A 17865-nucleotide genomic window follows, 5' to 3' on the forward strand; every position below is an offset into this window, starting at 1 on the left:
CATGACTGCCATGAATCTCATCATCCAGAACGGCGCCCTGCCGACCTTTCTTCTCGACCGCATCGCCGCCGCCACCCGGGCCGAGGCCGTGGAACCCCGCCCGCCCAAGGTGGTTTGCTTCCGCAACGCCCAGCGCACGCCCGAGTTCGAGGCCCTGCTGCCCCTCATCGACGGGGAAAAGCTGGACTGGGCCTTCGTGCCCACCGGCCGCAAGTTGTCGGACTACGGCCTGATCTGTTTTGACATGGACTCGACCCTCATCACCATCGAGTGCATCGACGAGCTGGCGGACTTCGCCGGCAAGAAGGCCGAAGTCTCCGCCGTCACCGAATCCGCCATGCGCGGCGAGATCGACTATCGGGAAAGCCTGCGCCGCCGCCTGGCCCTGCTGGCCGGGCTGGATGCCCGGGTGCTGGCCCGTGTCTATGGCGAGCGCCTGCTACTCTCCCCCGGCGCCCGGGAACTGCTGGAAGCCGCCCAGACCGCCGGCCTGCGCACCGCCATCCTCTCCGGCGGCTTCACCTATTTCACCGAGCGCCTGCGTATTGAGCTTGGCTTCGATTTCGCCACGTCCAACGAACTGGAAATTTCCGGCGGAAAACTCACCGGCAAAGTGGTGGGCGATATCGTGGACGCCCAGGCCAAAGCCCATCACCTCAACCGCCTGCGGGACGAACTGGGTCTTCGCCAGGAACAAGTGATTGCCGTGGGCGATGGCGCCAACGATCTGCTGATGATGGCCGAAGCCGGCCTTTCCGTTGCCTTCGACGCCAAACCTGCCACCCGCGCCAAGGCCTCCGTCGCCATCAGCCACGGCGGCCTGGACAGCCTGCTCAATCTCTTCGAGCAGTAATCCGGCCTTACCTCCCCAAACGGCCAGGGGCGCCAGCTCCCGGGCCGAACTCCTATTCCCCAGACCTCAAGCCCTGATACCAGGGCTTGTTCCGCGTTGCTACTGCCAGCTACTGCCACATTCCCGCCGGCTGGCGGCCGATGAAATCTTCCAGCTTTTCCCGCATTTCCAGGGCCGAGTGGCGGCAGTAGATCAGGGGCACGTCCACCTTCTCCGCCTGGCGCCGCACGTGGCGCAACAGTTCGTGATTCACCCGGGCGCAGACCACCACCACCAGATGGGTGCGGGAGGGAATGACCTTGCGGGAATCCCCCGCCTTGCGCCCGGTCCAGTGCTCCGTCGGAGCATCAAGGATGGCGGGAGCCAGCCGGGCTACTTCATTTTCGATGGTGCGTACGTTATCGGCGCCGACAATCAGCAGTGACATCTGCGTCTCCTTGCCTAAGGAACCGCCTTCCAGGACGGCTGTAAAAAAATGCTGCGCTGCCACAGGAAAGAGATTGCCCGCCGACACTTAGACCCGCCAATACTTATTTTTAATTCTATTATTTCAATTTGAAATATAAACCTTGAGCCTACCCAAGCTCATTGCTCCCAGGGCAAGCCTCGCAGGCGCCAGCCGTTCAGGGTACGCCGTCCCTGAGCATCCTTCTCCCCCTCAAATCCTTCAAGGACGTTGAACACCAGGCTGTAGCCGGCTTCCTGCAACTGGGCTGCGGCCTGGTGGGAACGCTGGCCGGAGCGGCAAAGCAGCAGGAGGATGGCTGCCGGCCCCGTCTGGCGGCGAATCGTCGACAGAAAATCGGGGTTCTCCTGCCAATCCGGGTAGCTCATGAACTCTGCTTCCAGGGCGCCCGGAATACGCCCCACCAGTTCCCGCTCGGCGGCACTGCGCACATCCACCAGCCGGGCATCAGGCCGCAATTTGAGCAGCAGCCACGCCTCTTCCGGCATCAGGGCACCGGCGTAGGGCAAGCGCTCGGCCTCTTTCCGGGCGTGGGCCCGAGCCAGAATCAGTTCTTCTTCCATGGGGGAAATTCCTTCACATTGGGGAGAAAGGGGCCACAGCCCCGGAATGGCGAGATGGGACGGATCGCCAGGGCCATCGGCCAGCTCCCGTACGCTATGGCTGGCCAGGCTGCCCATGGCCCAGACGGCCCGGGCATCGAGACTGTCCAGGGCCTCCACCACCGCCGCCAGGCGCAAGCCGGCGCTCGGGGTGCGAACGTTGAGCAGAGCGCCGGGGCGGGCCTGGTGGATGCGGGCCAGGCGTTCGCCCAGATCGACACGGCCCAGCGCCGCCGGGTGGCCCTCAACCAGGAACAGGGGCATGGCAACCTCATGACAGGGAAATGAACGGGAGACGGGGCGACTCTAGCCAAGGGGCGATATGTAACGAAGTTCCATTTTTTTATTCCCTTATTCCGCAAAACCCCAATACCCAGGCAAATCGCCCCCTACCCACCGGCGCTCGGATGGGGCAGTACGTCCTCAAATACCCATGCCCTCCGGACTTCCCCATAACCAAGAGTTATCAAATCATTCGCTTTTATTCTTTTTATAAAAAAACACTCTGGACTTACAGTAGCCGGCGTCAAGGGTCGAGCCCGTATTTGCTGCTTCCACCCGCTTCTGCCGTCGCCCCACCCAAAGGCATTCCGCGATGCCCCACGGCATTCCGGTGGTGCCGGGGACCACATACCAGGGCCATATCGGGTACGCAGTGGCCGGGCTACCGCCCCTCCCGCGGTTCCACCTCCGGGTGGCCCGCTCCTCTACCACCTTCCGAGATGCCATGACCGATACCTCCCTCGCTGCACCGTCCACCGCCCTGCCCCGCTCCAGCCTGGACCTGATCGGCGCCACGCCCTTGGTGGAAGTGACCCACTTCGACACCGGCCCCTGCCGCCTTTTCCTCAAGCTGGAAAGCCAGAACCCGGGCGGCTCCATCAAGGACCGCATCGCCCGCTCCATGATCGACGCCGCCGAAAAGGAAGGCCTGATCAAACCGGGCGGTACCCTGGTGGAAGCCACCGCCGGTAACACCGGCCTGGCCCTGACCCTGGTGGGCGCCCAGCGCGGCTACAAGGTGGTGCTGGTGGTGCCGGACAAGATGAGCCAGGAGAAGATCTTTGCCCTCAAGGCCCTGGGCGCCCGGGTGGTGATGACCCGCTCCGATGTGGGCGTGGGCCATCCCGAGTACTACCAGGACATGGCCGAGCGCCTGGCCAAAGACATTCCCGGCGCCTGGTACGTGAATCAGTTCAACAACCCCAACAATCCCAAGGCCCACGAGATCGGCACCGGGCCGGAGCTGTGGGCCCAGTTGAAGGGCCGCATCGACGCCGTGGTCTGCGGCGTCGGCAGCGGCGGCACCCTCACCGGCCTGACCCGCTTCTTCCGCCAGAAATCGCCCCGGGTGAAGATGGTGCTGGCCGATCCGGCCGGCTCCGTGCTGGCCGACTACGTGGCCCACGGCTACATCAAGGAAGCCGGCTCCTGGCTGGTGGAAGGCATCGGCGAGGACTTCATCCCCCCTATCTGCGACCTCACCGGCGTGCGCGAGGCCTATACCGTGCCCGATGCCGAAAGCTTCGCCGCCGCCCGGGATCTGCTGAAGAAGGAAGGCATCATGGCCGGCTCCTCCACCGGCACCCTGCTGGCTGCCGCCCTGCGCTACTGCCGCACCCGCACCCGACCGGAGCACGTGGTCACCTTCGTCTGCGACCACGGCAACCGCTACCTCTCCAAGATGTACAACGACTTCTGGATGTCGGACCAGGGCTTCCTGCCCAAGGAAGTGCGGGGCGACCTGCGGGACATCATCGGTCGCCGCGCCGACGAGGGCGCCGTGGTCACCGTGGCGCCGACGGATACGGTGCTCACCGCCTACGGCCGCTTCAAGCTCTACGACGTCTCCCAACTGCCGGTGACCAATGAGGAAGGCAAGATCGTCGGCCTCATCGACGAATCCGATGTGCTCCTGGCCATCACCAAGGACGAGGCCAACTTCCGCCAGCCGGTGAAGAAGTTCATGACCAGCCGCCTCACCACCCTGCCCCCCACGGCCCCCATCAGCGACCTGCTGCCCCTCTTCGACCAGGGCCTGGTACCCATCGTGGTGGACGGGGACCGTTTCCTCGGCCTGGTGACCCGCATCGACCTGCTCAACCATTTGCGGCGCAAGCTGAAAAACTAAATCTTTTGCCACAGAGGGCACAGAGAACACAGAGAAAGAGCGAAACCAGTTGCTCTGCCGAGGCGCCTTGAAACGCCTCCAGCGTCATCGGCCGGGATGGTTTTCCCCTCTGTGCTCTCTGTGTCCTCTGTGGCTCCGTTTTTTTGATTTTTTCGAGCCCCCCATGACCCACAAACAAGGTTTTGCCACCCGCGCCATCCATGCCGGCCAGGAGCCGGACCCCACCACCGGCGCTGTTTCCATCCCCATCTACGCCACCTCCACCTACGTCCAGCCGGCCCTCAATGAGCCCAAACAGTACGCCGGGGCCACTTTCGACTACGCCCGCAGCGCCAACCCCACCCGCCTGGCCCTGGAACGCTGCATCGCCGACCTAGAAGGGGGCGCCTTCGCCACCGCCACGGGCTTCGCCTTCGCCTCGGGCCTGGCCGCCAGCGCCACGGTGCTGGAGCTGCTGCCCGCCGGCAGCCATGTGGTGGCCTCCGACGACCTCTACGGCGGCTCGGTGCGCCTCTTCAACCGGGTACGCAGCAATTCCGCCGACCTCAAGGTCACCTACGCCGACTTCTCCAGCCGGGAGAGCATCGAAGCCGCCATCACCCCGCAGACCAAACTGCTGTGGGTGGAAACCCCGAGCAATCCCTTGCTGAAGCTGGTGGATCTGGACCTGGTGGCCGCCATCGGCAAGGACCGGGGCCTCCTCACCGTGGCCGACAACACCTTCGCCAGCCCCTGGATCCAGCGGCCCCTGGAACACGGTTTCGACATCGTGGTGCATTCGGCCACCAAGTATTTGAACGGCCATTCCGACGTGATCGCCGGCGTCGCCGTCACTGCCCGAGCGGATCTGGCGGAACGCCTGGCCTTCCTGCAGAACGCCGCCGGTGCAGTGCTGGGGCCCTTCGATGCTTTCCTCGCCCTGCGCGGTTTGAAGACCCTGGCCCTGCGCATGGAACGCCACTGCGCCAACGCCGAGGCCATCGCCCGCTGGCTGGAGCAGCATCCGGCCATCGAGAAGGTCCATTACCCCGGCCTGGCAAGCCACCCCCAGCATGAACTGGCCCAGCGCCAGATGCGGGGCTTCGGCGGCATGGTCTCCGCCGTGGTCAAGGGCGGCCTGCCGGCGGCGAAGAAGCTGCTGGAGCACACCAAAATCTTCGTCCTGGCCGAAAGCCTGGGCGGGGTGGAAAGCCTGATCGAACTGCCGGCCCTGATGACCCACGCTTCGGTCCCCCCTGAGCAGCGCCGCCGCATCGGCATCGACGATGGCCTGGTGCGTCTTTCCGTCGGCGTCGAAGACGTGGAAGACCTGCTGGCCGACCTGGCCCAGGCCCTCGCATAAACAATAAAAGGAGAACAGCAAATGAGTGAAGAAGCCCTGGTACTGCGGCAGGACAAGGACGGCATCGCCCGCCTCACCCTCAACCGCCCCGCCGCCCGCAACGCCCTCTCCCGGCCCATGATCGCCGCCCTGCAGGCCGAGTTCGATCGCATTGCCGCCGACCCGAGCATCGGCGTGGTGATCCTGGCCGGTAACGGCCCGGCCTTCTGCGCCGGCCACGATCTCAAGGAAATGCGCGGCGCCGACTACGGCGAAAGCTATGCCGAAGACCTTTTCGAGGCCTGCGCCCGGCTCATGCAGCGCATTGTCAGCCTGCCCCAGCCGGTGATCGCCCGGGTGCATGGCATCGCCACCGCCGCCGGGGCCCAGCTGGTGGCCAGCGCCGACCTGGCCATCGCCGCGGATGACGCCCGCTTCGCCACGCCCGGCGTCAATATCGGCCTCTTCTGCTCCACGCCCATGGTGGCCTTGTCGCGCAACGTCTCCCACAAGCACGCCCTGCAGATGCTGCTCACCGGCGACCTCATCGACGCCCCCACGGCCCTGCGTTTTGGCCTTATCAACGAGCATGTGTCCGTGGAGCAACTGGATGTCGCGGTGGAAGCATTGGCGGTTAAAATCGCCAGCAAGTCGCGCCACACCCTGGCCGTGGGCAAAGCCGCCTACTACCGCCAGGCCGAACTGCCCCTGGACGAGGCCTACGCCTACGCCAAGGGCGTCATGGTGCAGAATCTCCAGGCCAGGGACGCCCGGGAAGGCATCGATGCCTTCATCGACAAGCGCCACCCAACCTGGTGCCACGGCTAACGCAGCAGACCCGAGGGGAACCCGGGGCTGCCCGCCCCACCCCTCACACGGAAGATTTGCATGAGCGACATTGCCACCCTGCGAAAAGTCCTCAAGGAAAATCGCACCATCGCCGTCGTCGGCCTCTCCGCCGACTGGAACCGGCCCAGCTACTTTGCCGCCAAGTACATGCAGCAGCGCGGCTATCGCATCATCCCGGTGAATCCCAAGTACCAGGAAATCCTGGGGGAGAAGTGCTACCCGGACCTGCAATCCATCCCTGAGAAGGTGGACATCGTGGACGTCTTCCGCAAGCCGGAAGACTGTGCCCCCATCGCCCGGGAGGCGGTGGCCATCGGCGCCAAGGTACTGTGGCTGCAGCTGGGCGTGGTCAATGAGGAAGCCCGCCACATCGCCGAAGCCGCCGGCCTCACCGTGATCGAGGACCGCTGCGTCAAGATCGAATACGCCCGCCTCTTCGGCGGCCTCAATTTCATGGGCGTGAATACGGACATCGTCTCCTCCCGTCGCCCCACCTGATCCGTCCGATTTCCCGAAAGCACACCATGGCCGACCACCAGTTCGGGTTCGACACCCTTTCCCTCCACGCCGGGCAGGTGCCCGACGCCGCCACCGGCAGCCGGGCCACGCCCATCTACCAGACCGCCGCCTACGTCTTCGATTCGCCGGAGCACGCCGCCAGCCTGTTCAACCTGCAGACCTTCGGCAACGTTTATTCCCGCCTCTCCAACCCCACCGTGGCCGTGCTGGAAGAACGCATCGCTGCCCTGGAAGGGGGCAAGGCCGCCGTCGCCGTGGCCTCCGGCATGGCCGCCCAGATGGTGGCCCTGCTCAACCTGTGCGAGGCCGGGGACGAAATCGTCGCCGCCCGCACCCTCTACGGCGGCACCCACACCCAGCTGGACGTGAATTTCCGCAAGCTGGGCATCAACACCATTTTTGTGGACAGCGACGATCCGGAGAATTTCGCCCGGGCCATCACCCCCAAGACCAAGGTGATCTACGCCGAAACCATGGGCAACCCGGGCCTCAACGTGCTGGACATCGAGGCCGTGGCGAAAATCGCCAACGCCGCCGGCCTGCCCCTCTTCGTGGACAACACCTTCGCCAGCCCCTACCTGTGCCGGCCCTTCGAATGGGGCGCCGCCATCGTGGTGCATTCGGCCACCAAGTTCATCGGCGGCCACGGCACCACCCTGGGGGGCATCATCGTCGAATCGGGCAAGTTCCCCTGGGACAACGGCAAGTTCGCCACCATGACCGAGCCCAGCCCGGGCTACCACGGCGTCAAGTTCTACGAGACCTTCGGCAACTTCGGCTTCACCGCCAAGTGCCGCATGGAAGGCCTGCGCACCTTCGGCCCGGCCCTCTCCCCCTTCAATGCCTTCCTACTGCTGCAAGGGGTGGAAACCCTATCCCTGCGCATGGACCGCCATTGCAGCAACGCCCTGGCCATCGCCCGGCATCTGGAAGCCCACCCCCAGGTGGAATGGGTCAATTACCCGGGCCTGCCCTCCAGCAAGTACCACGATCTGGCGAAGAAATACCTGCCCAAGGGGGCCGGTGCCGTGCTTACCTTCGGCATTAAAGGTGGCAAAAACGGCGGCGCAGCCGCGGGACAGAAGTTCATCGACAGCGTGGAATTCCTCTCCCACCTGGCCAACATCGGCGACGCCAAAACTCTGGTGATCCACCCGGCCTCCACCACCCACCGCCAGATGACCCCGGAACAGCAGACCGCCGCCGGCGTGCCGCCGGACCTGATCCGCCTCTCCGTGGGCCTGGAGACCCTGGACGACATCCTCTGGGACATCGACCAGGCCCTGGCCAAGGCGGTCGCCTGAAGCCAGCCCCGGGGAGGGTCTGGCACTGCCCCCTCCCCGGAAGCAAAAGGCGTTGATTCCCCAGGACAATCGGCGCAAAATTGGAGCATCCGTAACGAGGACGAGCCATCGTGTCCAGCCTATCCCCCCTTTCCGCCACCGCTCCCCGGGTCGATTTGCAGCAACTGCCCCAGGCGGACGTCGGCACCGCCGGCCAGCGCGGCACCCAATCCCTTAACCGGGACAAGGCTGCCCCCCCTCGCCAGACTGAGTCTGCCGGCGCAACGGAATCCGCCCCCGCCAGCAGCGTTGTCTCCCTGAGCAGCGCCGCTCTGCAAGCCAGCCGTGCCGCCAGCCCCAGTGCCCCGGCTGCGGCCACCAACCCGGCTACAGCCCAGGCAGCACCGCCGACTGATGCGGTACAGCCGGCAAGCGCCAGTGCAATCCCGAGCACCAATGCCGCCACCCCGGCCACGGCGCCAGCCAATGAGCCCCGGGACAACACGACCACCGACAACCTCACCCGCCGCCTCGACCAGGGCGTGAAGGCCAGCCCGGCCAATCCGGCTAGCACCTCTCCCGAAACCCGCAATGCGGAAAAGGCCAACAGCGCCTCCGAAGAAGCCCTGCGCCGCACCCAGGACGACAATCGCAACGCCCAAAAGAGCGCCCAGACCGAGTTCTATCGCAAAACTGAGCAGGGCACCGCCGGCCAAAGCCTGCTGGCCACCGCCTGATTCGAGGATTCACCGCGCCGGAGTGCATCGGCAGCGCCTCAGCTTGCAGAGGCCTCCATTCTGGCGCCTCCTTGCAACGCCTGTTTCCGCCCCATGCGAAACAGGCGTTTTTCATGGGCGGGCCTTTCAGGTGGGCCTTGCGGTTTCCCTTGAGGCCGGGCCCGGGCTTATCCCCATAACCGAACCCATTGCCTGATCGACGGCACCCTTCTTGCATTTCCCTGGCGGTCCCCACCTGATTGTCGTCAACGCGACAGGAGCGCCCCATGCCTCTTTACGATTACCGCTGCCAGGCCTGCCAGCACACCTTTGAACTGCTGGTACGGGTCAGTACCGTGCCGGCCTGCCCTCAGTGCGGCAGCACCCAGCTTGAAAAGCTCCTCTCCCTGCCGGCCCCCCAGGGCAAGACTGCCGGCCTGGTGGCCGGTGCCCGCGCCCAGGCAGCCAAGGAGGGCCACTTCAGCCACTATTCGGCCAAGGAGCGCCCCAAGATCGGCTGAGGGCCCCGAAGCCCGCCCCTTCCCGGGGCGCTTGCCGGCCGCTCACTGACCATGAGCTTACCGCACGCTTACCCGTTCGTACCGCGCGCTGAGTTTTCCGGCTCCAGGGTTTCCCGGGGGGTGCGGCGCAGTCGCCCTTCCTGAAGCCACGCCAGGGAGTCCTGCCACAAGGTGGGGCGAAAGCGTTCATGGAACCAGGCGAAGTGGCCGATGGCCGCCACACCGGCCGCATCCGGCGCCAGGTGCAGATGGTGGCGCCGGGCGCCCCGGTAGTAGCCCAGCAGGCGGCGGACGGCCGCCGGGGTGCCGAAGGGATCGTCCGTCAGGCTCACCGCCAGCATTTCGCCGCGGAAGCTGTCGAAATGGGCCAGGGGTGCTTCCCCGGCCTGCACGTGGCGGCGGTAGGACTTTTCCAGGGAGGCGGGGCGGAAAGCCCATTCGTAGGCAGCCCCGGCAGGCAGATCCTCGTGCCAGCCCAGACGCCGGGCCGGGAAGTAGCCGAGCAGGGCCGTCAGGGCCGGCATCAGCACATGCCAGCGCAGCCACATGAGGGGCTTGCCCGGGCCGTAGTCGGGCCAGTAGGCGTACTGGCTGCCCACGGTGAACGCCCGCTGCACCGCCGCGCCGGAAGGGGCCAGGCCCAGCAACAGGCCGCCGATGCTGTGGGCCACCAGATGCAGGGGTAAATCCGGGTAGGCCTGCCGCGCCCAGGCCAGGGCCGCCTCGCAGTCGTAGCGCCCCCAATCGAGCTTGCGGATGTGGCGCCACTGGCGCAGGTTGCCTTGGCGCGATGCGCCGATGCCCCGGTAGTCATAGGTCAGCACGACAAAGCCATGCTCGGCCAGGAAGCGGGCGTAGCGGTGGTAATAGACGGCCTTGACCGCCGTGGCCGGGTTAATCACCACCACACCGAGGGGTGTGCCCGCCGGTTGCCAGTGGTGGGCAGCGAGGGGGTAGCCGTCACTGGCGGCCAGCGCCAGGGCGGTGGCAGTCACCGCCTCGGCGGGCGGAACGAAGCGGTCGGCGGGGGCATTCATGGGGATCATCTCGTAGGTTTCGGAGGTATCGGGGTTGGCGAAATGGTCGGGCCGTTGCATCAGTGACGCCAGGGCGGCCGCCGGGTTCCCGGGGGCATTTTTTGGCGTGTCGCGGCCCATGCCGGCCGTCAATCGCTACCCGGAGTCGGGCACCGTTGCGGCATCGGCTCGGGCGAGTGGTGAATGGCGAACGACAAGCGTCGATTTAAACCTCAGCGGCCGTGCCCCTGGAGTTCCCAGGGCAGCAACGCCGCCAGGAAGCCCCGCACCGGCATCAGGGACAGGGCCGCCGGATCGTCCGCCGTGCCGCCCACGGCCAGGCGGCTGTCCTGGCAGGCCGAAATGACCAGGCAACCGGCCGTTTCCACCCCGTAACGCTCGCCGGCCCGCAGGATGGTATCGCCGCCCCCCGCTTCCGTCAGCCACAGTTCGCCCTGTCGGCATTCCAGGGTCTGGCCCCGGGCATCCGCCAGTACCAGCATTTCACGCCGCTCCAGTTCCAGGTGCAGCCAGCGGGCCGTTGCCCGGCCTTGCAGGATCGGGATCATTTTCCTATCCTCCATTCATGCGTTTTCCATATAGCCTCATACATCAAGACCAACCATGGCCTAAGTATGGAAAGCACCTTCTGAAGTCACAAACGGAAAATCCGCATTCCACTCATGCAATAAACGCATAAATACCACAATGCCATGACCCTCCCCCTGCACTGCCTGCCGCCCCTGGATTCCCTCAAGGGTTTCGTCGCCGCCGCCCGCCACCTCTCCTTCACCCGGGCGGGGGAGGAACTCTGCCTCAGCCAGTCCGCCATCAGCCGCCAGGTGCAGACCCTGGAGGAACAACTGGGCGTCGCCCTCTTCCAGCGCAGCACCCGCAGCCTGCGCCTGACGCCGGAAGGCGAGCGCCTCTTCCGCGCCGCCGGCGAGGCCCTGGACCGGCTCGGCAGCGTGGTGGAAGAACTGTCTGCCAGCCGGCGCCGGCCCCGGGTCACCATCTCCGCCTCCACCGGCGTCGCCGCTCTGTGGCTGGTGCCCCGTCTCTCCGACTTCCAGGCCCGCTACCCGGACATCGGCGTGCGGGTAGCCGCCGACAACCGCAATGTGGATCTGGAGGCAGAAGAAGTGGACGTGGCCCTGCGCTACACCACTCCCGCCGCCGCCCCGGCCGGCTGCCCCCGCCTTTTCGACGAAACCATGGCCCCCGTCGCCAGCCCCGCGCTGGCTGCCGGCCTGCCGGACGGTCCCCGCCTCTCCGCCGCCAACCTGCCCCACCTCACCCTGCTCTCCTATGAAGACGGCCGGGATTACCCCTGGCTACGCTGGGAAGGCTGGCAAGCCGAGCTGGGCGGCCCGCCCTCCGCCGCCCGCGCCCAGCTGCAGTTCAACCACTACGACCAATGCCTCTACGCCGCCCAGGCCGGGCAAGGCGTCGCCCTCGCCCGCCTGCCCCTGATCGCCGACGCCCTCGCCGACGGCCGCCTGCAAACCCTGCTCCCCCCTCGCCCCACCCCGGAAGGTCGCACCCTCTACCTGCTCCGCAGCCGCTACAGCCAGCGCCCGGAGGTGGAGGCGTTTGTACAATGGTTGCTGGCCCTCTCCGTTCAGACCCCCTAGCCCTGAGCCATTTCCGCCAGCCCCACCATCCTGCAACGCCCCACGCCATTTGGCCTGGCGCGGGAAGCCGTTAGAATAATGGCATCATGAAAATCAACACCTTCATTGCCCGGTGGCGGGCCACCGGCTTGCCCGCCTCTTTCCTGTGGGCCGGGGACCAGGCCAATGGTTTCACCGGCAAGAGCCCCTGGAAAAAATACCTGCCCCAACGGCTGAAAACTCTGCGCCCCTTTGGCCGTGCCCGAGTGGTCGGCGAGGGGCGTTATGGAGTGAGTAAATGAATTGGGGTCCCATTTTGAATTTCATCGGGGTTATACCGATGCTGGTCGTCGTTGGGATGGTGCTACTGAAGCAAAAGCAGCTTGCCCGCGACCTGCGGTGTGACCCACTCACCACCGACTTGCTGCGCCTACCTGGAGACAGTCTGCAAGAGCGTTCGGAGGCAATAATGGACAAGCATCTTGACCGGCTGATTCTGGTGGCCATTTCCGGGTTGATGCTGGCCCTGCTCATCGCCATTCGCCGCATCGGTGACAATCCAACTCCCTGGCAGTGGTTGGACACCGCACTGCTGTTACTGGGTCTTGTCGCAGGCCTGGTCATTGGCTGGAAAATCACCCAGGTCATGCCGGAACGCCGCCGCCTGCGCCAGGGGTTGCGGGCAGAGCAGGCCACGGCCCAGGAAATGGCCGCGGCTCTGGCGGGCGACAACCGGTTGATTCACGATGTTCAGGCAGGGGAGTTCAATATCGACCACGTGGTCATCACTCCCGGCGGGGTCTTCGCCGTGGAAACCAAATCCCGCCTCAAACCGCCCAGCGGCAACGACCGGGCCAAAGTGAAATACGACGGTAAAACTCTGGATTTCGGTACCTGGCGTGAAACCAAGCCCCTGGAACAAGCCGCCCGACAGGCGCAATGGCTCGCAAGCTATTTGAAAAAAGCAACCGGCCGCCCCTACGCCGTCACCCCCGTTTTGGCCCTTCCCGGCTGGTACGTTGAGAATGTTGCGTCAATCGGTGGTGACATGGTTCGTGTCATCAACCCGAAGAACACCCGCTATATCGTTTTGCCCCCCAATCCCAAAAACCCCCTCGACGCTGAAGCCATACAACAAGCGGATTACATGATTCAGCAACTGGCCAAGGCCAAGACCGATTAAGCAGCGACCCGAGACATCACCACCGCCATGCGCCCTTTTTCCATTCGAATTTTTGTTCCCTCCGGCAACCCGGAGGGGGTTCGCATCATTTCCCGGGATGACTGGACCGGCAAGGCCGTGCTCTTTCCCCGCGCCTTGCTGGGCGAGGTGAAAGGCCGGGTGGAGTACAAACAACCCGGAGTGTATCTGCTCTGCGGTGGAAAAAAGCTCTATATCGGCGAAGCCGACCCCATTGGCCTGCGTCTGGAAGATCACGCACGGAAGAAGAATTTCTGGACCAAGGCGGTATTTTTCACGGCGGAAGGTGGGCGCCTCAACAAGGCGCACATTCAGCATCTGGAATCCCGCCTGGTGAAGCTGGCCGAAGAAGCCGGCCTGGTGGAACTGGAAAACTCCAATCGCCCCCAGCCTCCTGCCCTGAGCGAGGAGGAACATGCGGCGGCTGAGAATTTCCTGCGAGAAATCCTGCTCATGCTGCCCCTGATCGGCTTCTGGCAGTTTGACGACGACCAGGAGGAAGAAGTCGATGCCGAAGTGGAGGAACAAGCCAAGCGGGAGGTGGATGCGCGCCGGATCGGCAAGCGGGCGGGGGATTATTCCACCTTGCCGCGGGGGCTGCGCTTCAGTTTTCGCAGCCCTTGCCAGATGACGGCCACCCTGGCCCTGGTGGAGGGCGGCGTGACGGTGCTGGCGGGCAGCGAGGCCGTGGCGGAGGCGAAATCCCATTTCGACATTCATGGGGGCAGCTATGCCGCCAAGCGCCGGGAGTTGATCGAATCCGGCGTGCTGGCGCCGCACCAGGGACGTTATGTGTTTACCGGGGACCAGTTCTTTGCGTCTGCCTCCGCCGCCGCGTCGGTGATTGCCGGGCAAAACCACAATGCCGACCACTGGCAGGCGGAAGACGGCACCAATCTGGGCGATCTGCTGCGGCAGGCCAGAAACCGGCGGATCTAGGGGGACCGCCGGTCCTGGGCCTGCCTACCTCGGCCCGGGCCTTATTTCAGCGGCAGATAGATATCCGTCAGCAGCTCGTTTTCCGGCGTATTCGGCATCAGGTTGAGGTAATGAAAGAAGAGCGGGAAGTCCCGCAATTCCTCGCCGCTGCCTGGCAGCCAGTCCCGGTAGAGGGGATAGATGCTTTCGCCGATGCGGGTGTGGGAGCCCAGGTGGCGCACCCGGGCACAGCGACCGCCAGGGATCACCTTGTTGACCACACCGTGGGGATTGGCCGGCACCTCGGCCCGCACTTCACCGGCGATGTCGAAGCGGAAGCGGGCCGGCTCGGTGGTATCCGGGTTGTCGTAGGCGATGCCGAAGCTGCGGCTGCTGTCCTTGGGCGAGAGGCCGGTGGATTTGCGCCAGTCAATGAAGCGGGCCACCGAATCGTTAACTTGCTCGACGGGGCCCAGGTGCTCCAGGGCGGCAACACGGGTGGTTTCAAACTCAACAATTTCAACCTGCACGGTCATATTCCTTTCGGGTAGCCGGAAACGATACCGCTCATGCCAGCCGGGCCAGTCCGGCCGCCGCCTGAACTGGCTGGGCGACTGGCCGAAGGTGTTGCGGAAGGCGCGGGAAAACGATTCCGGGTTTTCAAAGCCGGCTTCCAGGGCGATCTCGATGATCCGGGTCTGGCGGTTGAAAGCGAGCTGGAAGGAAGCCCGCCGCAACCGCAGCAGCAGGATGTACCGTGCCACGCTGGTGCCGAGGTAATCGGCAAATTGCCGATGGAAGTGGAAGCGGGAGAAATGGGCGACCTGGCTCAGACGCTCCACGGTGAGCGGCTCCTCCAGGTGGGCCTCGATGTAGGCCAGCACCCGCTCGAAGCGCGCCGCGTATTGCCTGGTTCTGTCGTCGTTCATCATTTCCTCCGGTTCGTGGCACGCACTATGGGCCACCGCCGGCTACAAATCCTGACCGTAATTGCTCAGTCGACAGAAGATGGGGCGGCAAGGTCGCCCGCATCGCTGCCGAAGGCAAGTCGCCACAACAGCAGGCCGGTGAGCGTGCCGGCAACGATGCACAGGGGCAGATAGACTCCGGAGAACAGCGAGGCCCAAGACACAGCCCTCCCCACCATCAGCCAGGGCAGCAGCAGAGCGATCCCCAGACCGGACAGCGCCCCCGCCGTGCCAAAGGCGCGCCGGGACAGCCAGCCGAGGGCCAGCAGGCCCCGCACCACGGGGTAACCCCAGAGCAACACCAATCCGTAGGCCAGGGGCACGTAGATCAGCAGGCCAAGAGGAATGGCCAGCCAGCCGGCCCCCATGGCGCCGTTGGCGACGGAGATCAGCACTGCCGGCAACAGGGGCGCCAGGGCGAAGGCTTTGAACAGGGAACGGGCCATGAAGATTTCCCAAACGGGGCCAAGCTGGCCCAAGGGTATGACGGGGCGCGGCGCCAGCGCGGCATCAACGCCATCCGGCATCGCAGCCGAATGCCTGCCATGATGACATGCAAGTGATAATGTAAGGCCTTCCGGCAGCGGCAGTGGCTACGGCCGGCGCCTTGCCAACCACCCGAGCTGCCGCTACGCCGCTTCATCTACCTTGATCCGCGGCTGAGCATCCATCGCCATCCATTGCCATCTTTCACCCTCCGGCCCGATCCTGCTCTCCCCAACCTTGCCCCAACCTTGCCGCCATGCACGACCTGCCGCCCCTCCACACCCTGCCCGCCTTCGAGGCTGCTGCCCGCCTGGGGAGCTTTCTCGCCGCCGCCGAGGCCCTACACCTGACGCCTTCGGCAGTGAGCCACCGCATCCGCCTGCTGGAGGCGCACCTGGGCCAGGCCCTGTTCGAGCGGCGCCACCGGGCCATCGCCCTCACCGCCGCAGGCCGCCGATATCTGGCCGTGGTACGGGATACCCTGCTGCGCCTGGACGAGGCCAGCGCCGAACTACGGGCACCGGAGAAAATCCGCCTGCGCATTTCTGCCGCCCCGGCCCTGGGCAGCAAGTGGCTGGTGAGCCGGGTGGCGGACTGGCAGCAGCAGCACCCGGAAACGGAATTCAGCCTGGGCACGGCCACCAGCCTGGCTCCCCTGCTGGCGGGTGAAGCCGACATCGGCCTGCGTTACGGGGAAGAAGAATGGCCCGGGCTGCTGGCCTGGAAGCTCTTTGAAGAACAGGTGTTCCCCGTCTGCAGCCCGGCCCTGGCGGCCCAGCTGCAGACCCCGGCGGACCTGGACAAGGTGCGCCTGCTGCGCCACCCCTTGCTCTCCTGGCAACGCTGGTTTGCCGCCGCCGGCATCAAGCACCCGGAACCCAAGGACGGCCCCCTCTATGAAGACGCCCTGCTGATGCTGGAAGCTGCAGTGGCAGGCCATGGCGTGGCACTCATGGCCGAATCCCTGGCGGCCCCCTACCTGGCCGAAGGGCGCCTGCACCGCCCCTTCGCTGCCGCCTGCCCGGACCGCAGCTTCTACGTGGTGGCCCCGCCGGCCGCCCAGGAAAAACGCGGCACCATGGATTTCATCCGCTGGCTGGTGCGCTCGGCAAAGGCCGGCGCCGAAGCCTGACACCGCGCCCTATTTGCGTTGTTTGCGCTCCAGCGCGGTCAATGTCTGCTGGATCCGCTTTGACAGCTGGGCAAACTCCCTGGCGAGGACCTCCGCCCGCTCGGGATCAATCGGTTCCGGCTTGTCGCTGCCTTCCCGCTCCACCGACTCCATGGCCAGCATCTCCAACATCAGCTCGACCATCCGCCGGGTATCCTGCAGCATGGGCGCCCGCGGGTCCGTCGGGGGCACATAGGCCTCCGCCAGCAAAGCCTGTACCTGGCGAAACACGGGGGCGTGCTCTGTCCGACTGCGCTCATCGGCTTCCCGGAGCGTCAGCACATATCCAAATACCAGAAGCGCATGGTAGCAAAACCTTAGCCATGCCATGGGAGAAACATGGCGCCCCGTAAGGCTCTCCGGCCATTTGTCGCGCCCGGGCGGCGCCCCTGGCGGCTTTGCGGCAGAGACTACGGTAGCATTGCTCCTTTACCCCTCATGGACCCTTGACCATGGCCCGCATCCAGATCGACCTGCCCGAGCAATTCCGCTTTTCCACCGAAATTCCCCTCTACATCGGCCACATCAACTATGGCGGCCACCTGGACAATGCCCTGCTGCTCTCCCTGGTCTCCGAAGCCCGGGTGCGTTTCTTCAAATCCCTGGGCTACAGCGAGCTGGATGTGGAAGGGGTCGGTATCGTGGTGGCCGATGCCGCCGTGCAATACAAGGCCGAGGCCTTCCACGGCGAAACCATGGTGATCGCCATGACCCCGGTGGATTTCAATAAATACGGCTGTGATCTGGTGTGGCGAATGACCGACCAGGCCTCGGGCCGGGAAGTCGCCCGGGGCAAGACCGGCATCCTCTTCTTCGACTACGGCCCCCGCAAGGTGGCGCCGGTGCCTGCCGTCTTTCTGGCGAAGGTACAGGGCTGATTCATGACAGGGCTGACTGTCCTTGCTGCTGGCGGTATCGCGATAGCCAGTCAAATCCGCAAAATGCTAAGCTCAATGTCATTAACAACAGACCGTATTTCCGCATGGACAAAAAGGCGCTTTCCGAGCGTGACATGTATACCAAGTTCATCACGCCAGCCTTCGAGGCATCGGACATGGATAAAACCACCCAGTTTCTCAAAGAAGGCATTAGCAATATCGAGCAGATGGAAATACTGCGACTAGCACCGCTGGACCAGTTCGGTTCACCGGTAGCAATGATTCAGGCATTTGGTGGAAGGCCTCAATACCAAGCAGCGCTCAAAGAGCTTGCACACCGGCTCTACCGATAA

At 65.0% G+C, this 17865-nt stretch carries 22 protein-coding genes; 15 read left to right on the plus strand and 7 right to left on the minus strand.

What is annotated here, in order from left to right; translation table 11 throughout:
- The first annotated feature begins 10 nt into the window (after positions 1–10).
- Complete coding sequence (gene serB / locus AZSI13_RS14590) at positions 11–853, plus strand: phosphoserine phosphatase SerB (RefSeq protein WP_109041994.1); 843 nt, start codon at positions 11–13, stop codon at positions 851–853.
- Between the two features lie 109 nt (positions 854–962).
- On the opposite strand, the gene AZSI13_RS14595 is transcribed toward serB, so the two are convergent.
- Both AZSI13_RS14595 and AZSI13_RS18420 read right to left on the minus strand, forming a co-directional pair.
- Positions 963–1280 (minus strand): DUF2325 domain-containing protein, encoded by a 318-nt coding sequence (locus tag AZSI13_RS14595; protein WP_109041908.1) that lies wholly within the window; start codon positions 1278–1280, stop codon positions 963–965.
- Between the two features lie 158 nt (positions 1281–1438).
- Complete coding sequence (locus AZSI13_RS18420; protein WP_369406673.1) at positions 1439–2185, minus strand: rhodanese-like domain-containing protein; 747 nt, start codon at positions 2183–2185, stop codon at positions 1439–1441.
- 463 nt (positions 2186–2648) lie between these two features.
- Between AZSI13_RS18420 and AZSI13_RS14605 the strand changes: the two genes are divergently transcribed.
- The 7 genes from AZSI13_RS14605 (at position 2649) to AZSI13_RS14635 (ending at position 9261) form a co-directional block, all read left to right on the plus strand.
- Positions 2649–4052, plus strand: coding sequence for a cystathionine beta-synthase (locus AZSI13_RS14605; RefSeq protein ID WP_109041996.1), 1404 nt, complete (start codon positions 2649–2651; stop codon positions 4050–4052).
- Positions 4053–4215: 163 nt separating this feature from the next.
- A complete protein-coding gene (locus AZSI13_RS14610; RefSeq protein ID WP_109041909.1) occupies positions 4216–5394 on the plus strand; it encodes a PLP-dependent aspartate aminotransferase family protein in 1179 nt (392 codons plus the stop codon).
- Between the two features lie 21 nt (positions 5395–5415).
- Positions 5416–6201 (plus strand): enoyl-CoA hydratase, encoded by a 786-nt coding sequence (locus AZSI13_RS14615; RefSeq protein WP_109041910.1) that lies wholly within the window; start codon positions 5416–5418, stop codon positions 6199–6201.
- A 60-nt stretch (positions 6202–6261) separates the two neighbouring features.
- The gene (locus tag AZSI13_RS14620) at positions 6262–6720 is read left to right on the plus strand and encodes a CoA-binding protein (RefSeq protein WP_109041912.1); all 459 of its coding nucleotides are present in this window, start codon (positions 6262–6264) and stop codon (positions 6718–6720) included.
- 26 nt (positions 6721–6746) lie between these two features.
- Positions 6747–8045 carry an O-acetylhomoserine aminocarboxypropyltransferase/cysteine synthase family protein gene (locus AZSI13_RS14625; protein ID WP_109041914.1) on the plus strand — a complete coding sequence of 433 codons (1299 nt, stop codon included), beginning with the start codon at positions 6747–6749 and terminating at the stop codon, positions 8043–8045.
- Positions 8046–8155: 110 nt separating this feature from the next.
- On the plus strand, positions 8156–8761 hold the full coding sequence (locus tag AZSI13_RS14630; protein ID WP_109041916.1) for a hypothetical protein: 606 nt from the start codon (positions 8156–8158) through the stop codon (positions 8759–8761).
- A gap of 266 nt (positions 8762–9027) precedes the next feature.
- A complete protein-coding gene (locus AZSI13_RS14635; RefSeq protein WP_109041918.1) occupies positions 9028–9261 on the plus strand; it encodes a zinc ribbon domain-containing protein in 234 nt (77 codons plus the stop codon).
- 68 nt (positions 9262–9329) lie between these two features.
- On the opposite strand, the gene AZSI13_RS14640 is transcribed toward AZSI13_RS14635, so the two are convergent.
- Together AZSI13_RS14640 and AZSI13_RS14645 are read right to left on the minus strand one after the other, a co-directional pair.
- Positions 9330–10358 carry an alpha/beta fold hydrolase gene (locus AZSI13_RS14640; protein ID WP_235609788.1) on the minus strand — a complete coding sequence of 343 codons (1029 nt, stop codon included), beginning with the start codon at positions 10356–10358 and terminating at the stop codon, positions 9330–9332.
- 152 nt (positions 10359–10510) lie between these two features.
- Complete coding sequence (locus AZSI13_RS14645) at positions 10511–10846, minus strand: DUF2917 domain-containing protein (protein WP_165833542.1); 336 nt, start codon at positions 10844–10846, stop codon at positions 10511–10513.
- Between the two features lie 144 nt (positions 10847–10990).
- Between AZSI13_RS14645 and AZSI13_RS14650 the strand changes: the two genes are divergently transcribed.
- The 4 genes from AZSI13_RS14650 (at position 10991) to AZSI13_RS14665 (ending at position 14030) form a co-directional block, all read left to right on the plus strand.
- Positions 10991–11911 carry a LysR substrate-binding domain-containing protein gene (locus AZSI13_RS14650; RefSeq protein ID WP_109041921.1) on the plus strand — a complete coding sequence of 307 codons (921 nt, stop codon included), beginning with the start codon at positions 10991–10993 and terminating at the stop codon, positions 11909–11911.
- Positions 11912–11997: 86 nt separating this feature from the next.
- Complete coding sequence (locus AZSI13_RS14655) at positions 11998–12192, plus strand: hypothetical protein (RefSeq protein WP_109041923.1); 195 nt, start codon at positions 11998–12000, stop codon at positions 12190–12192.
- The gene (locus AZSI13_RS14660; RefSeq protein WP_109041925.1) at positions 12189–13073 is read left to right on the plus strand and encodes a nuclease-related domain-containing protein; all 885 of its coding nucleotides are present in this window, start codon (positions 12189–12191) and stop codon (positions 13071–13073) included. The genes AZSI13_RS14655 and AZSI13_RS14660 overlap by 4 nt, the downstream gene beginning before the upstream one ends.
- A gap of 27 nt (positions 13074–13100) precedes the next feature.
- Positions 13101–14030: a GIY-YIG nuclease family protein gene (locus tag AZSI13_RS14665; RefSeq protein WP_109041927.1), complete on the plus strand. Its 930-nt coding sequence runs from the start codon at positions 13101–13103 to the stop codon at positions 14028–14030.
- 41 nt (positions 14031–14071) lie between these two features.
- On the opposite strand, the gene AZSI13_RS14670 is transcribed toward AZSI13_RS14665, so the two are convergent.
- Both AZSI13_RS14670 and AZSI13_RS14675 read right to left on the minus strand, forming a co-directional pair.
- Positions 14072–14938, minus strand: a complete 867-nt coding sequence (locus AZSI13_RS14670) for a GyrI-like domain-containing protein (protein ID WP_109041929.1) — start codon at positions 14936–14938, stop codon at positions 14072–14074.
- Between the two features lie 65 nt (positions 14939–15003).
- Positions 15004–15423, minus strand: coding sequence for a hypothetical protein (locus tag AZSI13_RS14675; RefSeq protein ID WP_133247325.1), 420 nt, complete (start codon positions 15421–15423; stop codon positions 15004–15006).
- A gap of 296 nt (positions 15424–15719) precedes the next feature.
- Between AZSI13_RS14675 and AZSI13_RS14680 the strand changes: the two genes are divergently transcribed.
- Entirely contained in the window at positions 15720–16595 is an 876-nt protein-coding gene (locus AZSI13_RS14680; protein WP_109041932.1) for a LysR substrate-binding domain-containing protein, read from the plus strand.
- A 9-nt stretch (positions 16596–16604) separates the two neighbouring features.
- On the opposite strand, the gene AZSI13_RS17350 is transcribed toward AZSI13_RS14680, so the two are convergent.
- Positions 16605–16799, minus strand: coding sequence for a hypothetical protein (locus AZSI13_RS17350; protein ID WP_133247326.1), 195 nt, complete (start codon positions 16797–16799; stop codon positions 16605–16607).
- A 287-nt stretch (positions 16800–17086) separates the two neighbouring features.
- Between AZSI13_RS17350 and AZSI13_RS14690 the strand changes: the two genes are divergently transcribed.
- Together AZSI13_RS14690 and AZSI13_RS14695 are read left to right on the plus strand one after the other, a co-directional pair.
- The gene (locus AZSI13_RS14690; RefSeq protein ID WP_109041936.1) at positions 17087–17512 is read left to right on the plus strand and encodes a thioesterase family protein; all 426 of its coding nucleotides are present in this window, start codon (positions 17087–17089) and stop codon (positions 17510–17512) included.
- A gap of 134 nt (positions 17513–17646) precedes the next feature.
- Positions 17647–17865 (plus strand): type I restriction-modification enzyme R subunit C-terminal domain-containing protein, encoded by a 219-nt coding sequence (locus AZSI13_RS14695; protein WP_133247327.1) that lies wholly within the window; start codon positions 17647–17649, stop codon positions 17863–17865.

The organism is Azospira sp. I13 (assembly GCF_003112695.1).
Taxonomy (GTDB): domain Bacteria; phylum Pseudomonadota; class Gammaproteobacteria; order Burkholderiales; family Rhodocyclaceae; genus Azospira.

Bases quoted from the DNA above. Each gene is read 5' to 3' on its own strand.
- serB (WP_109041994.1), top strand. From the start codon at position 11: ATGAATCTCATCATCCAGAACGGCGCCCTGCCGACCTTTCTTCTCGAC.
- AZSI13_RS14595 (WP_109041908.1), bottom strand. From the start codon at position 1,280: ATGTCACTGCTGATTGTCGGCGCCGATAACGTACGCACCATCGAAAAT.
- AZSI13_RS18420 (WP_369406673.1), bottom strand. From the start codon at position 2,185: ATGCCCCTGTTCCTGGTTGAGGGCCACCCGGCGGCGCTGGGCCGTGTC.
- AZSI13_RS14605 (WP_109041996.1), top strand. From the start codon at position 2,649: ATGACCGATACCTCCCTCGCTGCACCGTCCACCGCCCTGCCCCGCTCC.
- AZSI13_RS14610 (WP_109041909.1), top strand. From the start codon at position 4,216: ATGACCCACAAACAAGGTTTTGCCACCCGCGCCATCCATGCCGGCCAG.
- AZSI13_RS14615 (WP_109041910.1), top strand. From the start codon at position 5,416: ATGAGTGAAGAAGCCCTGGTACTGCGGCAGGACAAGGACGGCATCGCC.
- AZSI13_RS14620 (WP_109041912.1), top strand. From the start codon at position 6,262: ATGAGCGACATTGCCACCCTGCGAAAAGTCCTCAAGGAAAATCGCACC.
- AZSI13_RS14625 (WP_109041914.1), top strand. From the start codon at position 6,747: ATGGCCGACCACCAGTTCGGGTTCGACACCCTTTCCCTCCACGCCGGG.
- AZSI13_RS14635 (WP_109041918.1), top strand. From the start codon at position 9,028: ATGCCTCTTTACGATTACCGCTGCCAGGCCTGCCAGCACACCTTTGAA.
- AZSI13_RS14640 (WP_235609788.1), bottom strand. From the start codon at position 10,358: ATGCAACGGCCCGACCATTTCGCCAACCCCGATACCTCCGAAACCTAC.
- AZSI13_RS14645 (WP_165833542.1), bottom strand. From the start codon at position 10,846: ATGATCCCGATCCTGCAAGGCCGGGCAACGGCCCGCTGGCTGCACCTG.
- AZSI13_RS14650 (WP_109041921.1), top strand. From the start codon at position 10,991: ATGACCCTCCCCCTGCACTGCCTGCCGCCCCTGGATTCCCTCAAGGGT.
- AZSI13_RS14655 (WP_109041923.1), top strand. From the start codon at position 11,998: ATGAAAATCAACACCTTCATTGCCCGGTGGCGGGCCACCGGCTTGCCC.
- AZSI13_RS14660 (WP_109041925.1), top strand. From the start codon at position 12,189: ATGAATTGGGGTCCCATTTTGAATTTCATCGGGGTTATACCGATGCTG.
- AZSI13_RS14665 (WP_109041927.1), top strand. From the start codon at position 13,101: ATGCGCCCTTTTTCCATTCGAATTTTTGTTCCCTCCGGCAACCCGGAG.
- AZSI13_RS14670 (WP_109041929.1), bottom strand. From the start codon at position 14,938: ATGAACGACGACAGAACCAGGCAATACGCGGCGCGCTTCGAGCGGGTG.
- AZSI13_RS14675 (WP_133247325.1), bottom strand. From the start codon at position 15,423: ATGGCCCGTTCCCTGTTCAAAGCCTTCGCCCTGGCGCCCCTGTTGCCG.
- AZSI13_RS14680 (WP_109041932.1), top strand. From the start codon at position 15,720: ATGCACGACCTGCCGCCCCTCCACACCCTGCCCGCCTTCGAGGCTGCT.
- AZSI13_RS17350 (WP_133247326.1), bottom strand. From the start codon at position 16,799: ATGCTGCAGGATACCCGGCGGATGGTCGAGCTGATGTTGGAGATGCTG.
- AZSI13_RS14690 (WP_109041936.1), top strand. From the start codon at position 17,087: ATGGCCCGCATCCAGATCGACCTGCCCGAGCAATTCCGCTTTTCCACC.
- AZSI13_RS14695 (WP_133247327.1), top strand. From the start codon at position 17,647: ATGTATACCAAGTTCATCACGCCAGCCTTCGAGGCATCGGACATGGAT.